The following is a 16,469-nucleotide window of genomic DNA, read 5'->3' as shown; positions in this document are numbered from 1 at the left end:
CCATTCCAGACCGGGAAATCGCCGGACGCACAGACCACATCAACGTATGGCCTGAGCTCAGGCCAACGACATCGCCTGCGTCCGATGCGCGGCGCCGACCGCGAGCTTCCCGCCGTTACGGGAGGCCGCCAGCCGGCCGCACCCGCTCAGCCGCGCAACGCGCTCGCCATCATGGCCCGGCGCAGCTTGGCCCGGCGGAACAGGTGATAGATGGCGCGGATCGGGAAGACCATGATGGCGCCTCGGACGGCATTGAGCACCTCTGTGCGCTCGCCGCGCTCGCCGGCCTGCTCCGCAGTTGCCACGAAGTACCAGTAGAAGTGCTGCAGCGTGCCCGCATAGGCCTGCAGGAACGCCCGCGGCGAGCGCCAGACCCGCCATTCCGGCAGGCTGTGGCGGAGGAAGATGAGGCGGTCGTAGCGCTGACGCCGGATCTGTAGGGCCGTGAAGCTCCCGAAGGGACGGCCGCGCAGCATCACGCCCAGAACGGGGATGAAGGCGAAGGTGCGCCGGCGGGCGAAGCGCAATTGCCAGTCGTGGTCCGAGCCGAAGATCAGCCGCTCGTCGATGAGGCCGATCGCCTCGTAGGCGGACCGGCGCACCACGAGGGTCCCGACCTGCGGGAAGTAGCCGCTCAGCATCGCGCGGATCAGGTCGTCGCCTGCGCCCGGGTGCGGGTCCGGCCAGGGTCGGCCTGGGTTCTGCAAGCTGTAGTCCACGATGATGGCTTGGCCCGTCACGGCCTCCAGCTCCGGGTGAGCCGCGAGGTGCGCGAGCTGCGGGCGGATATTCTCCGGCAGCCAGACGTCGTCGTCGTCCAGGAAGGCGATGAAGTCGCCCGTGGCGGCACTCAGGGCGGCGTTGCGGGCGCCGGCGCAGCCCGTCCGGGCCGTCGGGACGTAGACGGCGCCGAACCGCTCCGCGACCGCCCGCGTCTCCGGGGTGCTGCCGTTGTCCCCGACGAGGATCTCGCAGGCGAGGTCGTCGCCCTCGAGGCGCCGGATGCTCGCGAGGGCCTCGGCGAGCATCGCGGGCCTGTTGCAGGTGGGGACGATCACGGAGACGCGGGCCGGGCCGGCTGGCGGGGTGCGGTCGTGCATGTCGGGTCTCCGGGTCGGCCGCCTCACGTCCACTCCTCCCAGGCGTCGAAGTGGCCGCGCAGGAGCGCGCAGAAGATCAGGTCGTGGTCGAAGCGCGTCACGAAGGTCCGCGCCACGGTGTCGGCCGGCCGCGTCTCCTCGGCCTGGGCGTAGAGGGCCCGGTAGCCGGCCTCGCGGGCGGCCGCCTGCGCGAACGGCGTCCAGTTCATCGACTGACCCAGGGGGATCGCGAAGCTGTCGGGCCGGAAGCCGAGGCGCCGCTCGATCATGGCCCGGGAGGCGACGAGCTCCTCCACGGTCCGGGCCTCGTCGAGGCGGCCGAAATCCGGGTGGGTCACGGAGTGGCTGCCGATCTCGACGCCGGAGGCCGCGAGGGACTCGATCTCGCCCCAGGTCAGGATCGCGTTGGCGGTGTCCGTCCCGATGGTCTCGCACCAACCCGGCACCACGAAGAGCGACCAGGGCACGCGGTAGTCCGCGAGGATGGGCGCCGCGGCCGTGAGGACGGAACGGTGCCCGTCGTCGAAGGTGACTGCGAGCTCGTCCGGCGCGCCCCCGGTCTCGGCGATGACGGAGGCCGGCACGAAGCGGAAGCCGAGGGCGAGGGCCGTCTCGATCTGGCGCCGGAAGAGCGCCGGGCCGACGTCGTTCACGCCCTGATCCGGCTGTCCCACGGAATGGTAGCAGAGGACGCGCCCGCCCGTCCGCCGACGGCGGCGCCCGCCCACCGCCAGGGCGTGGCGCTCGCAGGCCATCCGGGCAGCGGCGACGCGGCCGCGCGTCAGTCCGACGGCCCGAGCCGCGCGCTTGAGGTGGCGCAGGGCGCCGGGCGACCGGGCGGCGGCCTGGGCGGCCGTCACCGCAGCACCGCCCGCAGGCCCTCGACCACCCGGTCCTGCTCCGCCTCGGTCATCGCGGCGTAGAGGGGCAGCAGGATCGCGTGGTCGCGGGCGCGCTCGGATTCGGTCAGCGCGAAGGGCCGCGGCGTCTCGGCGTAGGGGGGCTCGAGGTGGGCGCACATGATGCCCCGGCGGGTGGCGATGCCCCGGTCGAGCATCCCCTGCATCACCGCGCCCTGGTCCGCGTCGTCCGGCAGGCGCACGCAGTAGCTCTGCCAGTTGCTGCGCAGGCCCATCGGCTCCGGCGGCGCCACCACGTCCGGCACATCGCCGAGGAGCGCCCGGTAGCGCTCGGCCAGGGCCCGGCGCCGGGCGATCAGGTCCGGCAGGCGCGTGAGCTGGCGGCGGCCGATCGCGGCCTGCACGTCGGTCATCCGGTAGTTGAAGCCGGCGACCGGGTAGGATTCCTGCACCACCCGGGCGCTGCCGTGGCGGGCGACGTCCGAGACGTTCATCCCGTGCTGGCGCCAGAGCCGGAAGCGCCGGTCCCAGTCCGGGTTGGCGGTGGTGATCATGCCGCCGTCGCCGGTGGTGAGCACCTTGCGGGGGTGGAACGAGAAGCAGGCGGCGTCGCCCGCGACGGGGCCCGACCCGCCGACCGGCCGCCAGGCCCCGCTCGCGTACCATTCCGAGCCGATCGCGCAGGCGGCGTCCTCGATCACCGGGATGCCGTGCCGGCGCCCGATCGCGACGATCTCCGCGAGGTCGCAGGGCATGCCCATCTGGTGCACGCAGACGATGGCCTTCGTCCGCGGCGTCACCGCGGCGGCGGCCGCCGCGGGGTCCATGTTGAAGGTCGCCGGGTCGATGTCGACGAAGACCGGCCGGGCCCCGCACTGGGCGATGGCGTTGGCGGTGGCGATGAAGCTGTGGCTCACCGTCACCACCTCGTCGCCCGGGCCCACCTCGGCGGCGAGGAGGGCGAGGTGGAGCGCCGTCGTGCAGTTCGAGACCGCGCAGGCGTGGCGGGCGCCGACGCCCTCCGCGAAGGCCCCCTCGAAGGCGGCGACCTCGGGCCCCTGCGTGAGCCAGCCGGACATCACCACCGCGGCGGCGGCCTCGGCCTCGGGGGCACCGACCTCGGGCTTGGCGATCGGGATCATGCCGACAATCATGCCGACACCTGCCGGAGGGGCGCGAGGGCGTTGGTGTCGAGCCACCAGGCGACGAGGTCGGCGAGGCCCTCCTCGGCGCCGATCTCGGCCTCGAAGCCGATCAGCTCGCGGGCCCGCGTCGTGTCGCAGAGCCGGCGCGGCACCGGGTTCACGGCCCGCTCGGCCTCGTGCACCAGGGCCAGGCCCTCCCGGCCCATGATCCGGGCGAGGTGGTGGGCAAGGTCCTTCAGCGAGGTCTCGGTGCAGGTGCCGACGTTGAGCACCACGTCGCTCGCGCTCGACGTCGCCGCCAGGATGTTGGCGCGGGCGACGTCGCGGACGTGGACGAGGTCCATGGTCTGCAGGCCGTCCCCGAACACGATCGGCGGCTCGCCGGCGGCGAGGCGCTCCATCCAGCGCACCATCACCTCGGTGTAGCGGCCGGTGAGGTCCATGCGCGGGCCGTAGACGTTGAAGTAGCGCAGCGCCACGTAGTCGAGGCCGTACATGTCGTTGAAGGAGCGCAGCAGCCCCTCCCCGAAGGACTTGGCCGCCCCGTAGAGGGTGCGGTTGCCGTAGGGGTGGTGGGCCTCCCCCGTGGGGAAGCTCTCGGCCATGCCGTAGACGGAGGCCGAGGAGGCCATCACGACCTTGGGCACCCGCGCCTCGACGCAGGCCTGGAGCAGGTCGAAGGTCGCGTCGACCATCACCTCCATGGCGGCCCGCGGCTCGGCGGCGCAGTGCGTGATGCGCAGGGCCGCCTGGTGGAACACCACGTCGCGGCCCTTCACCAGCGTGCCCATCAGGTCGCGGTCGCGGATGTCGCCGTGGACGAGGTGCACGCGGCCCGAGCCCAGCGCCTGGGCGAGGTTCTCGGGGCGTCCCCGCACCATGTTGTCGACGGCCACCACCTCGCGGACGCCGGCCTCGACCAGCAGGTCGATGATGTGGGAGCCGACGAAGCCGGCGCCCCCCGTCACCAGGACCTTCGCGCCCTTCAGGGAACCGCCCGCCGGGGGCGTCCCGTCCTCATGCAGCCTGAGCATCGGAGACCTCGCAGAGCTTCGTGACGGCCTCGCAGACCCGCGCCACCTGGGCGTCGGTCATCTCGGGGAACATCGGGAGGGAGAGGGTGCGGGCGGCGAGCCGCTCGGTGACGGGCAGGCTGCCCGGGCCGTAGCCGAGATCCGCGTAGGCCGGCTGGCGGTGCACCGGCACGGGGTAGTGGATGCCGGTGGCGACGCCCGCCCGGGCGAGCCCGTCGCGCAGCCCCTCGCGGTCGTCCGTGCCCACCGCGTAGACGTGGTAGGCGTGGTCGCGGCCCCCCGGGGCCGGCAGGTCGAGGGGAAGCCCCGCGAGCCCCGCCGCGTAGGCGGCGCCGACCCGCTGGCGGGCCCGCGTCCAGCCCTCGAGGTAGGGCAGCTTCACTCCGAGCGCGGCGCCCTGCACGCCCTCCATGCGCAGGTTGAACCCGTGCATGACATGGTTGTACTTGCCCCGCTGCCCCCAGTCGCGCAGGCAGCGCACCGCCTCGGCGAGGTCGTCGCGGTCGGTGACGATGGCGCCGCCCTCGCCGCAGGCGCCGAGGTTCTTGCCCGGGTAGAAGCTGAAGCAACCGATCGCCCCGAAGGTGCCGGCGCGCCGCCCGTCCCGCTCGGCGAGGTGGGCCTGCGCGGCATCCTCGACGAGGGGGATGCCGTGGCGGGCCGCGATGGCTCCGAGCGCCGCCACGTCGGCGAGGCGCCCGTGCAGGTGCACGGGCATGATCGCCTTCGTGCGGGGCGTGATCGCCGCCTCCACGAGGGCCGGGTCCATGGTCCAGGTGGCGGGGTCGACGTCCACGAGGACGGGCGTCGCGCCGGTGTAGAGCACCGCCGCCGCCGTCGCCACGAAGGTCGCCGAGACCGTGATCACCTCGTCGCCGGGGCCGACGCCGAGGGCGAGGAGGGCGAGCTGGAGCGCGGCGGTGCCGCTGCTGACGGCGACCGCGTGCCGGGCCCCGCAGGCCTCGGCCCAGGCCGCCTCGAAGGCGGAGACCGAGGAGCCGAGGATGAACTCGCCGCTGCGCAGCGTCTCGATGACGGCGGCCTCGATCTCGGGGCCGATGGCGGCGTACTGCGCCTTGAGGTCGAGGAAGGGGATCACGAGGCCCTCGCGTACGGCTGGAGGTCGAACGGGTAGCCGTTGCGGCGCAGCGACTGGGTGGCGGCTTCGATCAGCTCGACGACGCGCAGGCCGCTGTGGCCGTCGGTGCGGGGCGTCGCGCCGGTCGCGATGCAGTCGCGGAAGTGCTCGATCTCGACGATCAGCGCCTCGCGGAACGAGAGGTGGGGCGCCCACATGTCGCCGGTCCGGTAGGAGACCATCAGCTCGGTGATGTCGTCGCCCCGCTCCGCGACGTTGACGCCGCGGTCGTAGACCTTGACCTTCTCGATCGGGTCGAGGTCGTTGTAGACGATCATCTTCTTGCTGCCGCCGATCAGCGTCTGGCGCACCTTCACGGGGGCGAGCCAGTTGACGTTGATGTGGGCGACGACGCCGCCGGGGTAGAACACCGACAGGTGGGCCATGTTCTCGGGGCGGCCCGTGACGTGGCCGACGCCGCTCGCCGAGATCGCCACCGGCTTCTCGGGCAGGATGTGGTCGAGGATCGCGAGGTCGTGGACGGCGAGGTCCCAGATCACGTTCACGTCGCGCTGGAACAGGCCGAGGTTCACCCGGGTCGAGTCGTAGTAGTAGACCTGGCCGAGCGAGCCGTCGCGCATGAGCTCGTCGATCTTCTCGACGGCGGGCGTGTACACGAAGGTGTGGTCGACCATCAGCGTCAGGCCGCGGCGCTCCGCCTCCTCGATCAGGATCCGCGCCTCGAAGGCCGAGGCGGTGATCGGCTTCTCGATGAAGACGTGCTTGCCGGCCTTGAGGGCGTTGACGGCGATCTCGAAGTGCGAGGAGACCGGCGTCGCCACCATCACGGCGTCGATCTCCGGATCCGCGACGAGGTCGCGCCAGTCCGCGTCGAGGCGGGCGGAGGGATGGCGCTTGGCCGCGCGCTCGCGCGCCGCGGGAGCCATGTCCGCGATGGCCGCGAGGCGGAGGCCCTCCGTCTCGGCGACGCAGCGCGCGAGGTTCGGGCCCCAGTAGCCGTACCCGACGATGCCGATGGCGATCATGCTCAGTGCTCCTGCGAATGCGTGCGGTGATGGTCGGGGGCGGGGGCGTGCGCGGCGGCCGAGCGCTCGCGGGTGTCCCCGATGATCCGGGCCGGGCAGCCGGCCACGATGGCGAAGGGCGGCACGTCGCGGGTGACGACGGCGCCGGCGCCCACGAGCGCGCCCTCGCCGATGGTGATGCCCGCCACGATGGTGGCGTTGGAGCCGATCGAGGCGCGGGCCTCGACGTGGGTCTCGACGAGGGTCCAGTCGCCGTCGCGCTTGAGGCTGCCGTCGGGGTTCTGGGCCTCGGGGTAGAGCTCGTTCGTGAACATCACCCCGTGGCCGACGAAGACCCCCTCCCCGAGGCTCACGCCCTCGCAGAGGAAGCTGTGCGAGGAGACCTTGCAGCCCGGTCCGACCGTGCAGTTCTTCTGGATCTCGACGAACGGACCGACGCGCGATCCCGCCCCGATCGAGCACCCGTAGAGGTTGACGAGGTCCGGGTAGAAGATCCCGACATCCGGACCGAGCGCGACGTTGTTGACCGGCATGGTGCCCCTGGCCCCCGTGTGACTGCCCCGGAGCGCCCCGCGGGCCGGGGCCCCGGCCGACGCTGCGGCGGGAGCCCCGTGGGACGCTCTCGTCGCGCCGCGAGACCGCGGCGCCAACGCAAGCTGCCCCCGGCTGCGACGATCGGCGCATCTTCATTTCGGCGGCCGCGGTTCCCCTGAAGGTCGGAATTGGTGCCGCCCCGGGGGATGGCCGGCGCGGCGGGGGGATCCTCCGGGTGCGGTGCAGCGCCCGAAAGGCGGACCGGGCCTCCCTTCGGCGGCGCCCCCTACCCCGTTTGGCTGAGTTCTTCCGGTCCCCGGCGCCCTCTTACCGTGCCGGACGAGCCCCGCCGGCCGGCGCTCGCCCGGTGCCCCATGGCCCCGGCGGCGCGATCGGGCCCGGCGGTCGAGGCATCCCCTCAAGGTCCCAGGAGAGCGAGCGTGTCGAGGCGCATCGGCGAGAGCCCCGAAAATCCCGCAGCGGCCTCCCCCGCGCCACGCATGCCGGTCCGGTCCGGCCCGCGGCGTCGCCGGGCCGGCTGGCTCGCCCTCGCGGCCCTCCTGGGCCTGCCGGGGCCGGCCCTGGCGGAGTACCGCATCGCCACGGGCGACGTCCTCGAGGTCTCGGTGCTCAGCCTGCCGAACTTCCGCCAGGAGGCGACGGTGGGCGTCGACGGCACCATCGCGGTGCCCCTGGCCGGCGAGCTCACCGCCCGCGGGCAGACCGTGACGGAGCTGCGCCAGAAGCTGCAGGGCGCGCTCTCCGCCAAGGCGATGCGCCAGCGCGGCGCCGACGGGCGCGACGCCATCGTGGTGATCGACCCCAACGAGATCACCGTCCGGATCGCCCGCTACCAGCCGGTCTACATCAGCGGCGACGTCTCCAAGGCCGGCGAGCACCCCTACCGCCCCGGCCTGACGGTCCGGCAGGCGGTGGCCCTGGCGGGGGGCTACAACGTGATGCGGTTCAAGATGGACAACCCCATCGTCGAGACCGCGAACCTGCGCGCCGAGTACGAGACGGTCTGGGCGAGCATCGCCCGCGAATCGGCCAACGTCTGGCGCCTCAAGGCCCTGATCGCCGATCGCCGCGACGGGTCCGTGAAGTCCGCCGAGAGCCGAAGCGCCGCCCAGGTCCTCGCCGAGGCCCAGCTCCAGGCCCAGAACGCCGACACCAACCGGGAGAAGACCTACCTGCAGCGGGCGATGAAGCAGTCGCAGCTCCAGCTCGCGAGCCTCACCGAGCAGCAGGTCAAGGAGCGCGAGGGCGTCGTCGCCGACACCGCCGACTTCGACCAGGTCCGCGGCCTGTTCCAGCGCGGCGCCGTGGTGGCGACCCGCCTCGCCGACGCCCGGCGCTCGGTGCTGCTCTCCTCCACGCGCGCCCTCCAGACCACCGTGCAGGTGACGCAGCTGGAGCGGGACCAGAACGAGATCGGCCGCAAGCTCGATCAGGTCGACGACAAGCGCCGCCTGGAGGCGATGGAGCGCCTTCAGATCGCGGAGGCCGAGCTGACGAGCCTCCAGGGCCGCCTGCGCAGCGTCAACGACAAGCTCGTCTACACCGGCGCCCTGCGGGCCCAGCTCCTCCACGGCAGCGGGATGCGGCCCGACATCGTCGTCCATCGGGCGGGCGTGGCGCAGCGCCTCGTCGGCAGCGACGACCTCGAGCTCCAGCCCGGCGACGTCATCGAGGTGTCCCTCCTGCCGGAGCTCGGCATGAACGTGGCGGGCAGCACCAGCGGCCAGGACTGAGGTCCGCGCCCGCGCGAACCGACCGAACCCATCAGGGGCCGCCCTCGGCGGCCCGCCAGGACAGATCCGGCAGCCAGCTTCGGGAACGAGAGCGATGACCAACCTTCGTGAGACCGGCGCCGACGGCGCGCGGCGGCCCTGGCTGCAGCCCGTGGGCTTCGCCCCGGCGGGCGGCGAGAGCGAGCTCTCGCAGATCCTGTCCGTGATCGGGCGCCACCGCTGGTTCCTGGTGGCCTCGGCGAGCGCCGGGATCCTGGTGGCCGCCGCCTTCGCGGCCACGGCGCCGTCGATCTACACCGCCCGCGCCCGCCTCATGATCGAGAGCCGCTCGAGCCCGGTCACGGCGCGGGACAGCCCCGGCGGCGGCACGCCCCTCGAGATCCCGGAGGTCGAGAGCCAGGTCGAGTACATGCGCTCCGAGAAGCTCGCCCTCGCGGTGGCGCGCCGGCTCAACATCACCTCCGCCAGCCAGCTCTCGGTGCCGAGCCACCCGGCCCTGCGCTGGGTCCGCGAGCGGATCGCGGCCGGCCAGGCGGATGCGCGCGCCTGGCTCGAGGCCGCGGGCCTCGCCAGCCCGCATCCGAAGGGCGGTGCCGGCAAGCCGGAGCAGGACCAGGTCGCCGGGACGATCCGCGACGGCCTGGAGGTCTACCGGGTCGGCGCCGCCTACGTCATCGAGATCGGCTACAGCCTCGACAATCCCGCCCTGGCGGCGGCCGTGGCCAACGCGGCCGCGCAGGTCTACGTGAGCAACCAGGTCGAGACCCGCTCGCAGGTCTGGAAGGTCGCCAGCGACTGGATGCTGCAGCGCCTGACCGAGCTGCAGCAACTCGCGAGCCGGGCCTCGCGCGACGCCCAGACCTTCAAGGCGGAGAACGCGATCATCGACGCCGGCCGGCGCGGCCTCGTGGGCGAGCAGCAGGTGGAGGAGCTGAACACGGCCCTCGCCAGCGCCCGCGCCAAGACCGTCGAGGCCCGGGCGCTGCGCGACCAGTTCCGCCGGCTGCTCACCGCCGACATCGCCGATCCGGGCATGACGGACGCCCTGCGCGACAGCGTCGTGGCGGGCCTGCGCAAGCAGTACGTCGACCTCCTGCAGCGCGTCGACGAGCTGCGGCGGCGCCTCGGGCCGAACCACGAGGCCGTGGTGGCGCTGACCAAGGATGTCGGCGCGGTCCAGCGCTCGCTGCACGCCGAGCTCGAGCGCATCGCCTCCGCGGCCGACAGCGACTACCAGATCGCCAAGGCGCGGGAGGACAGCACCGCCACGGCCTTCAACGACCTGCTCTCGAAATCCATCGTCACGAGCCAGGCCCGCGTCCGGGCGCGGGAGCTCGACCGGGCGGCGGAGGCCTACGAGACGATCTACACGAACCTGCTCCAGCGCTACATCGACGCCGTCAACCAGCAATCCTACCCGCAGCCCTCCGCCCAGGTGATCACCCGGGCCGAGGTGCCGGACCGCCCGAGCGCGCCCCGCACCGGCCTGCTCCTGCTCCTGGGTGCCCTCCTGGGCGCCGGCCTCGGCATCAGCGTCGTGTTCGGGCGGCAGTGGTTCGATCGCTCGGTGCGCACCCCCGCCCAGCTCGCCGAGCGCGGCATCCGCTGCCTCGCGGCGCTGCCGCGGCCGCAGGTCGAGCCCGGCTTCGGCAAGGCCTACCGGCAGGCCCGCCGCCTCGGCGACCCGGCCGCGCGCCCGGGCAGCGTGGAGGCCTTCGCGGCCGGCGCCGCCCGCGCCATGCCTCACTCGGCCTTCGCGGAGGGGCTGCACGGGATCAAGTCGGAGCTGTTCGGCAGCGAGCGGCGCCGGCCGATCCGCGCCGTCGGCATCACGTCCTTCGGGTCACACGACCGGACCCGGGAGGACCGGACCTGCCTGGCGAGCAACCTCGCGCTGCTCCTCGCCCACGCGCGCCAGCCGGGCCGCGGCCGCCCGCTGCTGATCGACGGCGACACCGGCACGGCCGGGCTCTCGCGCCTCCACCGCCTGTCGGATGCGCCGGGCCTCCTCGACGTGCTGGCCGAGCGCTGCGAGCTCGCGGAGGCCGTGGCCCTCGGGCCCGCGGGCCTCTCGATCCTGCCCACCGGCCACGCCCCGGGCGCCGACGTCCACGTCAGCGACCTCATCACCGAGGAGGGCGTCGCGAGCCTGCTCGGCAGCCGCGGCCTCGCGGAGCGGGTGATCGTCGATCTGCCCCCGCTCCAGGCCCTGGTGCCGGCGCGCGCGCTCCTCGACCAGCTCGACGGCGTCGTGGTGGTCGCCGAATGGGGCGTCACCGATCTGGAGGCCCTCTCGGGCGCCCTGCGGGCCTTCGCCGAGACCGGCTGCGACGTCCTCGGCGTGGTCATCGCCGGCGTCGCCCGCCCGGCCGACGCGGTCATCGGGCGCGGGACGCCCATCCGGGCGGCGGCCCCCGCCCCCACGCTCGTGGCGGAGCGCGGCGCCGCATGAGCCGGCCTCCCTGCCGTGCCGCCGGCCGCCCCGGCGGCCGGTCCGGCCTCGTCCCCCAAGGGATCGTCCTCCAAGGGATCGTACCCGGCTTCGTCCCTCACGGGTCTGCGTCCGGCCGCCGGGGGCGTCGATGAGCGCATCCGGGCCGGGCGGCCGCGAGGCGGGCGGCGTCGTCTTCTTCGGGCACGATCGCGCCGAGCGCACGGTGATCAAGCGCGTGGCCGCGCTGCGGGCGGCCGGCTGGCCCGTCCTCGGCTTCATGTTCCGGCGCGACCGGGGCGCGACGGCCGCCGCCCCCGTGCGGGACGCGGCGGACGGGAGCATCGACCTCGGCCTGACGGTCGACCGGAACTACCTGCGCCGGCTGCCGGCGCTGGCGGGCGGGCTGGTGCGCGCCCTGCGGCACCGGCGCCGGCTGCGCGCCGCCCGCCTCATCTACGCCCGCAACACCGACATGGCCGTGCTGGCGCTGCTCGCCTGCCGGCTCGCCGGCGCGCGGGCGCCCTTCGTGTACGAGGTGCTGGACGTCCAGCGCGCCTTCCTGCGCCCCGACCGGGTCGGGGCCCTGTTCCGTGCCGTCGAGCGCTGGGTGCTCGCCCGCACGACGGTCCTCGTCGTCTCGGCGCCCGACTTCCTGACCCGCTACTTCGGGCCGGTCCAGGGCTATTCCGGGCGCGCGTTCCTCCTTGAGAACAAGCTGTTCGGCCCCCAGCTCGCGGCGGTCTCGGCGGACCAGCGCACCCGGCCGCCCGGGCCGCCCTGGGTCATCGGCTGGTTCGGCACCCTGCGCTGCACCCGCAGCCTCCTGCAGCTCGCCGCCATCGCGGACGCCCTGGGGGATCGCGTCCGGATCGACCTCCGGGGCCACCTCTCGGAGACCGACGTCGACCCCAAGCTGTTCCGGGAGGTGGTCGCGAGCCGGCCCAACATGCACTTCCTCGGCCCCTACCGGAGCCCGGAGGACCTCGCCGGAATCTACGCGCCGGTGCATTTCAGCTGGTCCGTCGACTACCACGACGGCGGCCCGAACTCCGACTGGCTCCTGCCGAACCGGATCTACGAGGGCGGCCTGTTCGGGGCGCTGGCGCTGGCGCGCGCCGGGACGGCGACGGGACGCCACGTCGAGGCGCACGGCCTCGGCTGGGCCCTGCCCGAGCCCATCGACGGCCCGGCGATCGCGCTCCTGGCCGGGCTGGACCGGCAGGACTTCGCGCGGCGCCAGGCCGCGGTCGCCGCCCTCGGGACCGAGCACTTCATCGACCACGACGACGTCGCCCGGCTGATCGACACGGTCCTCGCGCCGGCGGCGTCGCACCGGGAGCCGTCCCGGCGGCCGGCCGCCGACGCCGGAGCCCCGGCGGCCGGCGCGCCCGGCTGCGGGAATCCGGTCTGACGAGGCCCCGGCCGCCGGCTCCGCCTTTCGAGGTAGGGGCTGCGTTCCCAAAGAATGACGAAGCGCGGAAAATGGCTGAGGTGCCGGCATTCCGCCCAGGGGCGACAACGGTCGCAGGACGCCCCGCGCTTCGGTCCGACGCGGCGGGGCGCCCCCTGACCAACCATCCTGTCCGACGGCGCGCCGGACACCCGATGTCCGGCGCTCGGTAGGGGGCCCGTCCGCGCAGCCCATGCGCGCGGCCCCGCCCGACGGCTCGACCCGGGCCCCGGACGAGTGCCAACCCACGACCTGCAGGCGGAGAAGCCATCCATGAGCCGCTCGACCATTCTCCTGGAGTTCAACGAGCTGACGCCGATGCTGATGGATCGGTTCATCGCGCAGGGGCACCTGCCGGCGTTCAAGAAGCTGCGCGACCAGTCCCTCGTCTGCATCTCCGATGCGGACGAGAAGGCGCCCGAGCTGGAGCCCTGGATCCAGTGGGTGACGGTCCACACCGGCCTGCCCTACTCGGACCATCGCGTGTTCGACCTCGGCGACGGCGTCGAGCTCAAGGCGAAGCGGACCTGGGACTACGTCGCCGATGCGGGGATGACCTCCTGGGTCTGCGGATCGATGAACGCCGCCATCAACACGGACCGGTCGGAGAACCTCTACATCCTGCCGGACCCCTGGTCCCAGGGCCTCAAGCCGAACCCCGAGGCGAAGTTCTCGGCCTTCTACCACCTCGTGCGCAGCTACGTGCAGGAATACACCCGCGATAAGCCGCCGCTGACGCGCAACGACTTCCTGCGGTTCGGCCAGTTCATGCTGACGCACGGCCTGTCGCCCGCCACCGTCCAGGCCACGGTCCGGCAGCTTCTGGGCGAGCGGGTGGGGGCCACGTCGCGCTGGCGGCGGGCGGCGATCCTTGACCGCCTGCAGTGGGACGTGTTCCGGCACTTCTATCGGGCGCTGCGGCCGGCCTACTCGACCTTCTTCCTCAACAGCACCGCCCATTACCAGCACTATTACTGGCGCAACATGGACCCCGAGAGCTTCAGCCTCAAGGACGCCGAGGCGCGCCAGGCCGAGTACAGCGACGCGATCCTGTTCGGCTACAAGAAGATGGACGGCATCGTCGCGGAGTGCCTCGAGCTCGCCGGCCCGGACACGACGATCGTGCTGGCGACGGCGCTGAGCCAGCAGCCGCTCGCCAAGTACGACGGCGTGGGCGGCAAGCAGATCTTCAAGATCAACGACGTCGACCAGCTGATGAAGTTCGCGGGCATCCAGGGCCGCTACGAGTACGCGCCGGTGATGGCGGAGCAGTTCCACATGTTCTTCGAGACCGAAGGCGAGGCCGAGGCCGCCCTCGCCCGCCTGGAGGCCCTGCGGACCTCCGACGGCCAGGACGTCATGGCGGTCCGGCGCGACGGCGCGAAGATCTTCGGCGGCTGCCAGGTCAACACCCCGCCGGGCGAGGACACCGTCGTGCGCAGCGCCCACAGCAACGCCACGCCGCGCTTCAACGCCCTGTTCTACCCCGTCGACGGGCTCAAGAGCGGCATGCACCACCCGGACGGCATCCTCTGGATCCGGACGCCGGAGGGAAGCCACCGGACGATCGAGCGGAAGATCCCGATCCAGGAGATCGGCGCGACGCTGCTCGAGCTCACCGGCATCTCGACCCGCGCGGTCGGCTTCCCGCACGCGCCGATGCCCGAGGTGACGGCCATCCTGCGCGGCCGGACCGAGCTCCGCGCGGTCGCCTAGGGCGTCTCGACGGCCGGCCCGGCGCGCGGAGGCGTCGGGCCGCCCTTCGCGCGGGTCGCCCTACCCCGTTTGACTGAGTTCTGACCCGTTCCGGCGCCCCCTACGGTCCGGACGGCAACCGCGGGCGGAGTCAGGCCCGGTTCGAGGAGAGCGAGCGTGGCGCGGCGCATCGGTGACAGCCCTGAGACGTCGGCTACCTCTCCCGGGGGGCCGTTCGGCCGCGCGTCCGGGGCAGGCGCGCCATGAGCGCCGGCCTGACCCTTGCCGGCCCCGGCGCGGCGGGCGGCCGGGCGCAGGCCCGGCTGCACGCGGCCGAGCTTCCGTCCCTCGGCCCCGTCGGCCTAGCCTGGATCGGCTTCCTCCTCCTGTCGACCTCCGTCGCCTCAGTGCGCGGCCTCGACGCCCTCGAGCGCACCGCGTGGCTCGCCGCGGACGCGGGCGTCGTCGTCGTGGTGCTGATGTGGCGACAGCGGATCGCGACGGCGGTCGCCGCCAACTGGATCTTCGTCAGCTGGGCCCTCCTCGCGATACTGTCGACGGCCTGGTCGCTGACGCCCGGAATCAGCTTTTATCACGGGCTGCAGCTCCTGATGACGATCCTCGTTGGGCTCGTCCTGCGGATCACCCTGGGTCTGTCCGGGATCCTCCGCGTCCTGTTCATCTACCTGCTGATCCTGGAGGTCCTGTCGACGCTCGCGGGCGTGCTGATGCCGCGAACGTTTATCACGCCGGCGGGGGACTGGACCGGCGTCTTCTCGCACAAGAACGTTCTGGGCGGCACCATGGCGCTGCAGATGATCTGCGCGGCCTGCCTGTTCCTGGAGGGCTGGCACCGGTCTCTCACGCTCGCGGCCTTCCTCGCCGCCTTCGGGCTCCTCCTCCTGTCCCATTCCGCGACGGCGCTCATGGCGAGCTGCGTCAGCCTCGCGCCGCTGGCGGCCGTCTGGGCGTGGCGCCGGGGCGCACGGGTCGCGGGCTTCTGCTTCGGCCTCGCGATCGCGCTCGTGGGCGTGGCCATCAGCGTCGTGGCGACCCGGGGCGGGGAACTGTCCGGCGCCCTCCTGTCCGGCGTCGGCAAGGACGCGACGCTCACGGGCCGCACCGTTCTCTGGCAGTTCGGGATCGACCAGTTCTGGCGGGAGCCGCTGCTCGGTGTCGGCTACAAGGCGTACTGGGAGAGCCCGCTCACGACCGCGCGCTACCTCCACTTCACCGTCCAGCAGAAGCTGTGGTTCTTTCACAACAACTTCATCGATGTCGCCGTCGCCTTCGGGATCGTCGGGCTGACGCTCTTCGCCGCCGGCCTGATCTACGCCAGCCAGCGGGTGCTGCGGGTCTTCCTGCGCAAGCCCGGCTTCATCGAAGCGTGGCCGGTGCTGTTCATGGTGCAGATGCTGCTGTTCGTGTGCTTCGAGAACGTGCTCTTCAGCAACCACAGCCTCGCTCAAGCTCTGCTGGTCGCCGTGATGCCGCTCCCGGCACGGCACCTGGCGACGCCCGACCGCTGAGCGGGCCGCCCGGGACCGGCCGCACGGCGGGCTCCGATCCCAAGTCCTTACGCGACTGCGAATCAGTCAGTCGATGGTGCGCAATCGATAGCTTCGACCTGCCCCTGAGCAGCTGCCGCGCAACATACATTATGAGATTATGGTCTTCGATGCGGTCTATCTGCCGATGTTCGGCGGTCGCGCGAGCATCGCAAGATTTGCGTAGATTTTACGCATAAAATGACACGCATTTCCTCGTGAAACATCGGCTCGACTGGCGCGATATTGGCGGCAGCACAAGCATACCGTTCCTAAAAGCTCGCTGAGCCAAATCCGTGATGCTCCATGCCTGTCCAATCGGGCGGCGCGAAATACACCAAAAGGCGTATTAAGCCATGTTTACAACCTGTTAAGATTTAGTTAACTTTCGGGATAGGTCCTCGATGCGAGGTTCCTCTCGCTGGGAGCCTGCTCAAGCAGCGACCAGCACATAATAAAAAAAATTGACGATCAGGGCCGGGTTTTCACGTCGCGTCTTGCAAATCGTTAGCTTCGTTTGGAGGGCTAGTCAGATGGGAAATGTAGATCCCCAACGTAGTATTTCGCTGGCGAGCCCGGTCCAGGCCAGCGAGATCTACAGCATGTTCGAGGCGAAGACCGATGCGGAGGCCGGATCCGGCGCCGCGGTCTCCCCGGACGACCGCCTGATCGTGATCGTGGACCGTCGTCCGCTGGTGGGTCAGTGCCTGCTGGCCTCGCTGCGGGACGCGGACGCGCAGATGCGGTTCGAGACCTTCGCGAGCCTCGGGCAGTGGCACCAGGACACCAGCC

At 72.3% G+C, this 16,469-nt stretch carries 12 protein-coding genes and 1 pseudogene; 6 read left to right on the top strand and 7 right to left on the bottom strand.

The genetic code is table 11. The features are described 5' to 3' along the window. Nucleotides 1–146 precede the first annotated feature (146 nt). Genes ACLBXP_RS06345 through ACLBXP_RS06315 form a run of 7 tightly spaced genes read right to left on the bottom strand, consistent with a single transcriptional unit; the run spans nt 147 to nt 6,796 of the window. On the bottom strand, nt 147–1,100 hold the full coding sequence (locus ACLBXP_RS06345; RefSeq protein WP_447666747.1) for a glycosyltransferase family 2 protein: 954 nt from the start codon (nt 1,098–1,100) through the stop codon (nt 147–149). Between the two features lie 23 nt (nt 1,101–1,123). Next, nucleotides 1,124–1,960 (bottom strand): polysaccharide deacetylase family protein, encoded by an 837-nt coding sequence (locus tag ACLBXP_RS06340; RefSeq protein ID WP_447666746.1) that lies wholly within the window; start codon nt 1,958–1,960, stop codon nt 1,124–1,126. Continuing rightward, a complete protein-coding gene (locus ACLBXP_RS06335; protein ID WP_447666745.1) occupies nt 1,957–3,102 on the bottom strand; it encodes a DegT/DnrJ/EryC1/StrS family aminotransferase in 1,146 nt (381 codons plus the stop codon). The genes ACLBXP_RS06340 and ACLBXP_RS06335 overlap by 4 nt, the downstream gene beginning before the upstream one ends. Before the next feature lie 8 nt (nt 3,103–3,110). Next, nucleotides 3,111–4,094: an NAD-dependent epimerase/dehydratase family protein gene (locus ACLBXP_RS06330; protein WP_447667103.1), complete on the bottom strand. Its 984-nt coding sequence runs from the start codon at nt 4,092–4,094 to the stop codon at nt 3,111–3,113. Between the two features lie 28 nt (nt 4,095–4,122). Beyond that, nucleotides 4,123–5,238: a DegT/DnrJ/EryC1/StrS family aminotransferase gene (locus ACLBXP_RS06325; RefSeq protein ID WP_447666744.1), complete on the bottom strand. Its 1,116-nt coding sequence runs from the start codon at nt 5,236–5,238 to the stop codon at nt 4,123–4,125. Beyond that, nucleotides 5,235–6,263: a Gfo/Idh/MocA family protein gene (locus tag ACLBXP_RS06320; RefSeq protein ID WP_447666743.1), complete on the bottom strand. Its 1,029-nt coding sequence runs from the start codon at nt 6,261–6,263 to the stop codon at nt 5,235–5,237. The genes ACLBXP_RS06325 and ACLBXP_RS06320 overlap by 4 nt, the downstream gene beginning before the upstream one ends. A 2-nt stretch (nt 6,264–6,265) precedes the next feature. Further along, entirely contained in the window at nt 6,266–6,796 is a 531-nt protein-coding gene (locus ACLBXP_RS06315) for an acyltransferase (protein WP_447666742.1), read from the bottom strand. A gap of 441 nt (nt 6,797–7,237) precedes the next feature. Between ACLBXP_RS06315 and ACLBXP_RS06310 the strand changes: the two genes are divergently transcribed. From ACLBXP_RS06310 to ACLBXP_RS06285, 6 genes and pseudogenes are all read left to right on the top strand, one after another. Beyond that, nucleotides 7,238–8,551: a polysaccharide biosynthesis/export family protein gene (locus ACLBXP_RS06310; RefSeq protein WP_447666741.1), complete on the top strand. Its 1,314-nt coding sequence runs from the start codon at nt 7,238–7,240 to the stop codon at nt 8,549–8,551. Nucleotides 8,552–8,645: 94 nt separating this feature from the next. Beyond that, nucleotides 8,646–11,003 (top strand): GumC family protein, encoded by a 2,358-nt coding sequence (locus ACLBXP_RS06305; protein ID WP_447666740.1) that lies wholly within the window; start codon nt 8,646–8,648, stop codon nt 11,001–11,003. Nucleotides 11,004–11,133: 130 nt separating this feature from the next. After that, the gene (locus tag ACLBXP_RS06300; RefSeq protein ID WP_447666739.1) at nt 11,134–12,396 is read left to right on the top strand and encodes a glucosyl transferase; all 1,263 of its coding nucleotides are present in this window, start codon (nt 11,134–11,136) and stop codon (nt 12,394–12,396) included. A gap of 312 nt (nt 12,397–12,708) precedes the next feature. Then, nucleotides 12,709–14,151, top strand: coding sequence for a hypothetical protein (locus ACLBXP_RS06295; RefSeq protein ID WP_447666738.1), 1,443 nt, complete (start codon nt 12,709–12,711; stop codon nt 14,149–14,151). Nucleotides 14,152–14,393: 242 nt separating this feature from the next. Then, nucleotides 14,394–15,659, top strand: a complete 1,266-nt coding sequence (locus ACLBXP_RS06290; protein ID WP_447666737.1) for an O-antigen ligase family protein — start codon at nt 14,394–14,396, stop codon at nt 15,657–15,659. A gap of 620 nt (nt 15,660–16,279) precedes the next feature. Beyond that, nucleotides 16,280–16,469 (top strand): annotated as a pseudogene (locus ACLBXP_RS06285) (hypothetical protein); the annotation flags it as partial.

The sequence above is a fragment of the Methylobacterium sp. A54F genome (assembly GCF_053346035.1).
The sequence above is the reverse complement of the archived record's forward strand: the minus strand, read 5'-3'. Positions and strand labels throughout refer to the sequence as shown.

What these genes read in the sequence shown, in the direction of transcription:
- ACLBXP_RS06345 (WP_447666747.1), bottom strand. Translation starts at nt 1,100, where the DNA reads ATGCACGACCGCACCCCGCCAGCCGGCCCGGCCCGCGTCTCCGTGATC.
- ACLBXP_RS06335 (WP_447666745.1), bottom strand. Translation starts at nt 3,102, where the DNA reads ATGATCCCGATCGCCAAGCCCGAGGTCGGTGCCCCCGAGGCCGAGGCC.
- ACLBXP_RS06320 (WP_447666743.1), bottom strand. Translation starts at nt 6,263, where the DNA reads ATGATCGCCATCGGCATCGTCGGGTACGGCTACTGGGGCCCGAACCTC.
- ACLBXP_RS06315 (WP_447666742.1), bottom strand. Translation starts at nt 6,796, where the DNA reads ATGCCGGTCAACAACGTCGCGCTCGGTCCGGATGTCGGGATCTTCTAC.
- ACLBXP_RS06305 (WP_447666740.1), top strand. Translation starts at nt 8,646, where the DNA reads ATGACCAACCTTCGTGAGACCGGCGCCGACGGCGCGCGGCGGCCCTGG.
- ACLBXP_RS06300 (WP_447666739.1), top strand. Translation starts at nt 11,134, where the DNA reads ATGAGCGCATCCGGGCCGGGCGGCCGCGAGGCGGGCGGCGTCGTCTTC.
- ACLBXP_RS06295 (WP_447666738.1), top strand. Translation starts at nt 12,709, where the DNA reads ATGAGCCGCTCGACCATTCTCCTGGAGTTCAACGAGCTGACGCCGATG.
- ACLBXP_RS06290 (WP_447666737.1), top strand. Translation starts at nt 14,394, where the DNA reads ATGAGCGCCGGCCTGACCCTTGCCGGCCCCGGCGCGGCGGGCGGCCGG.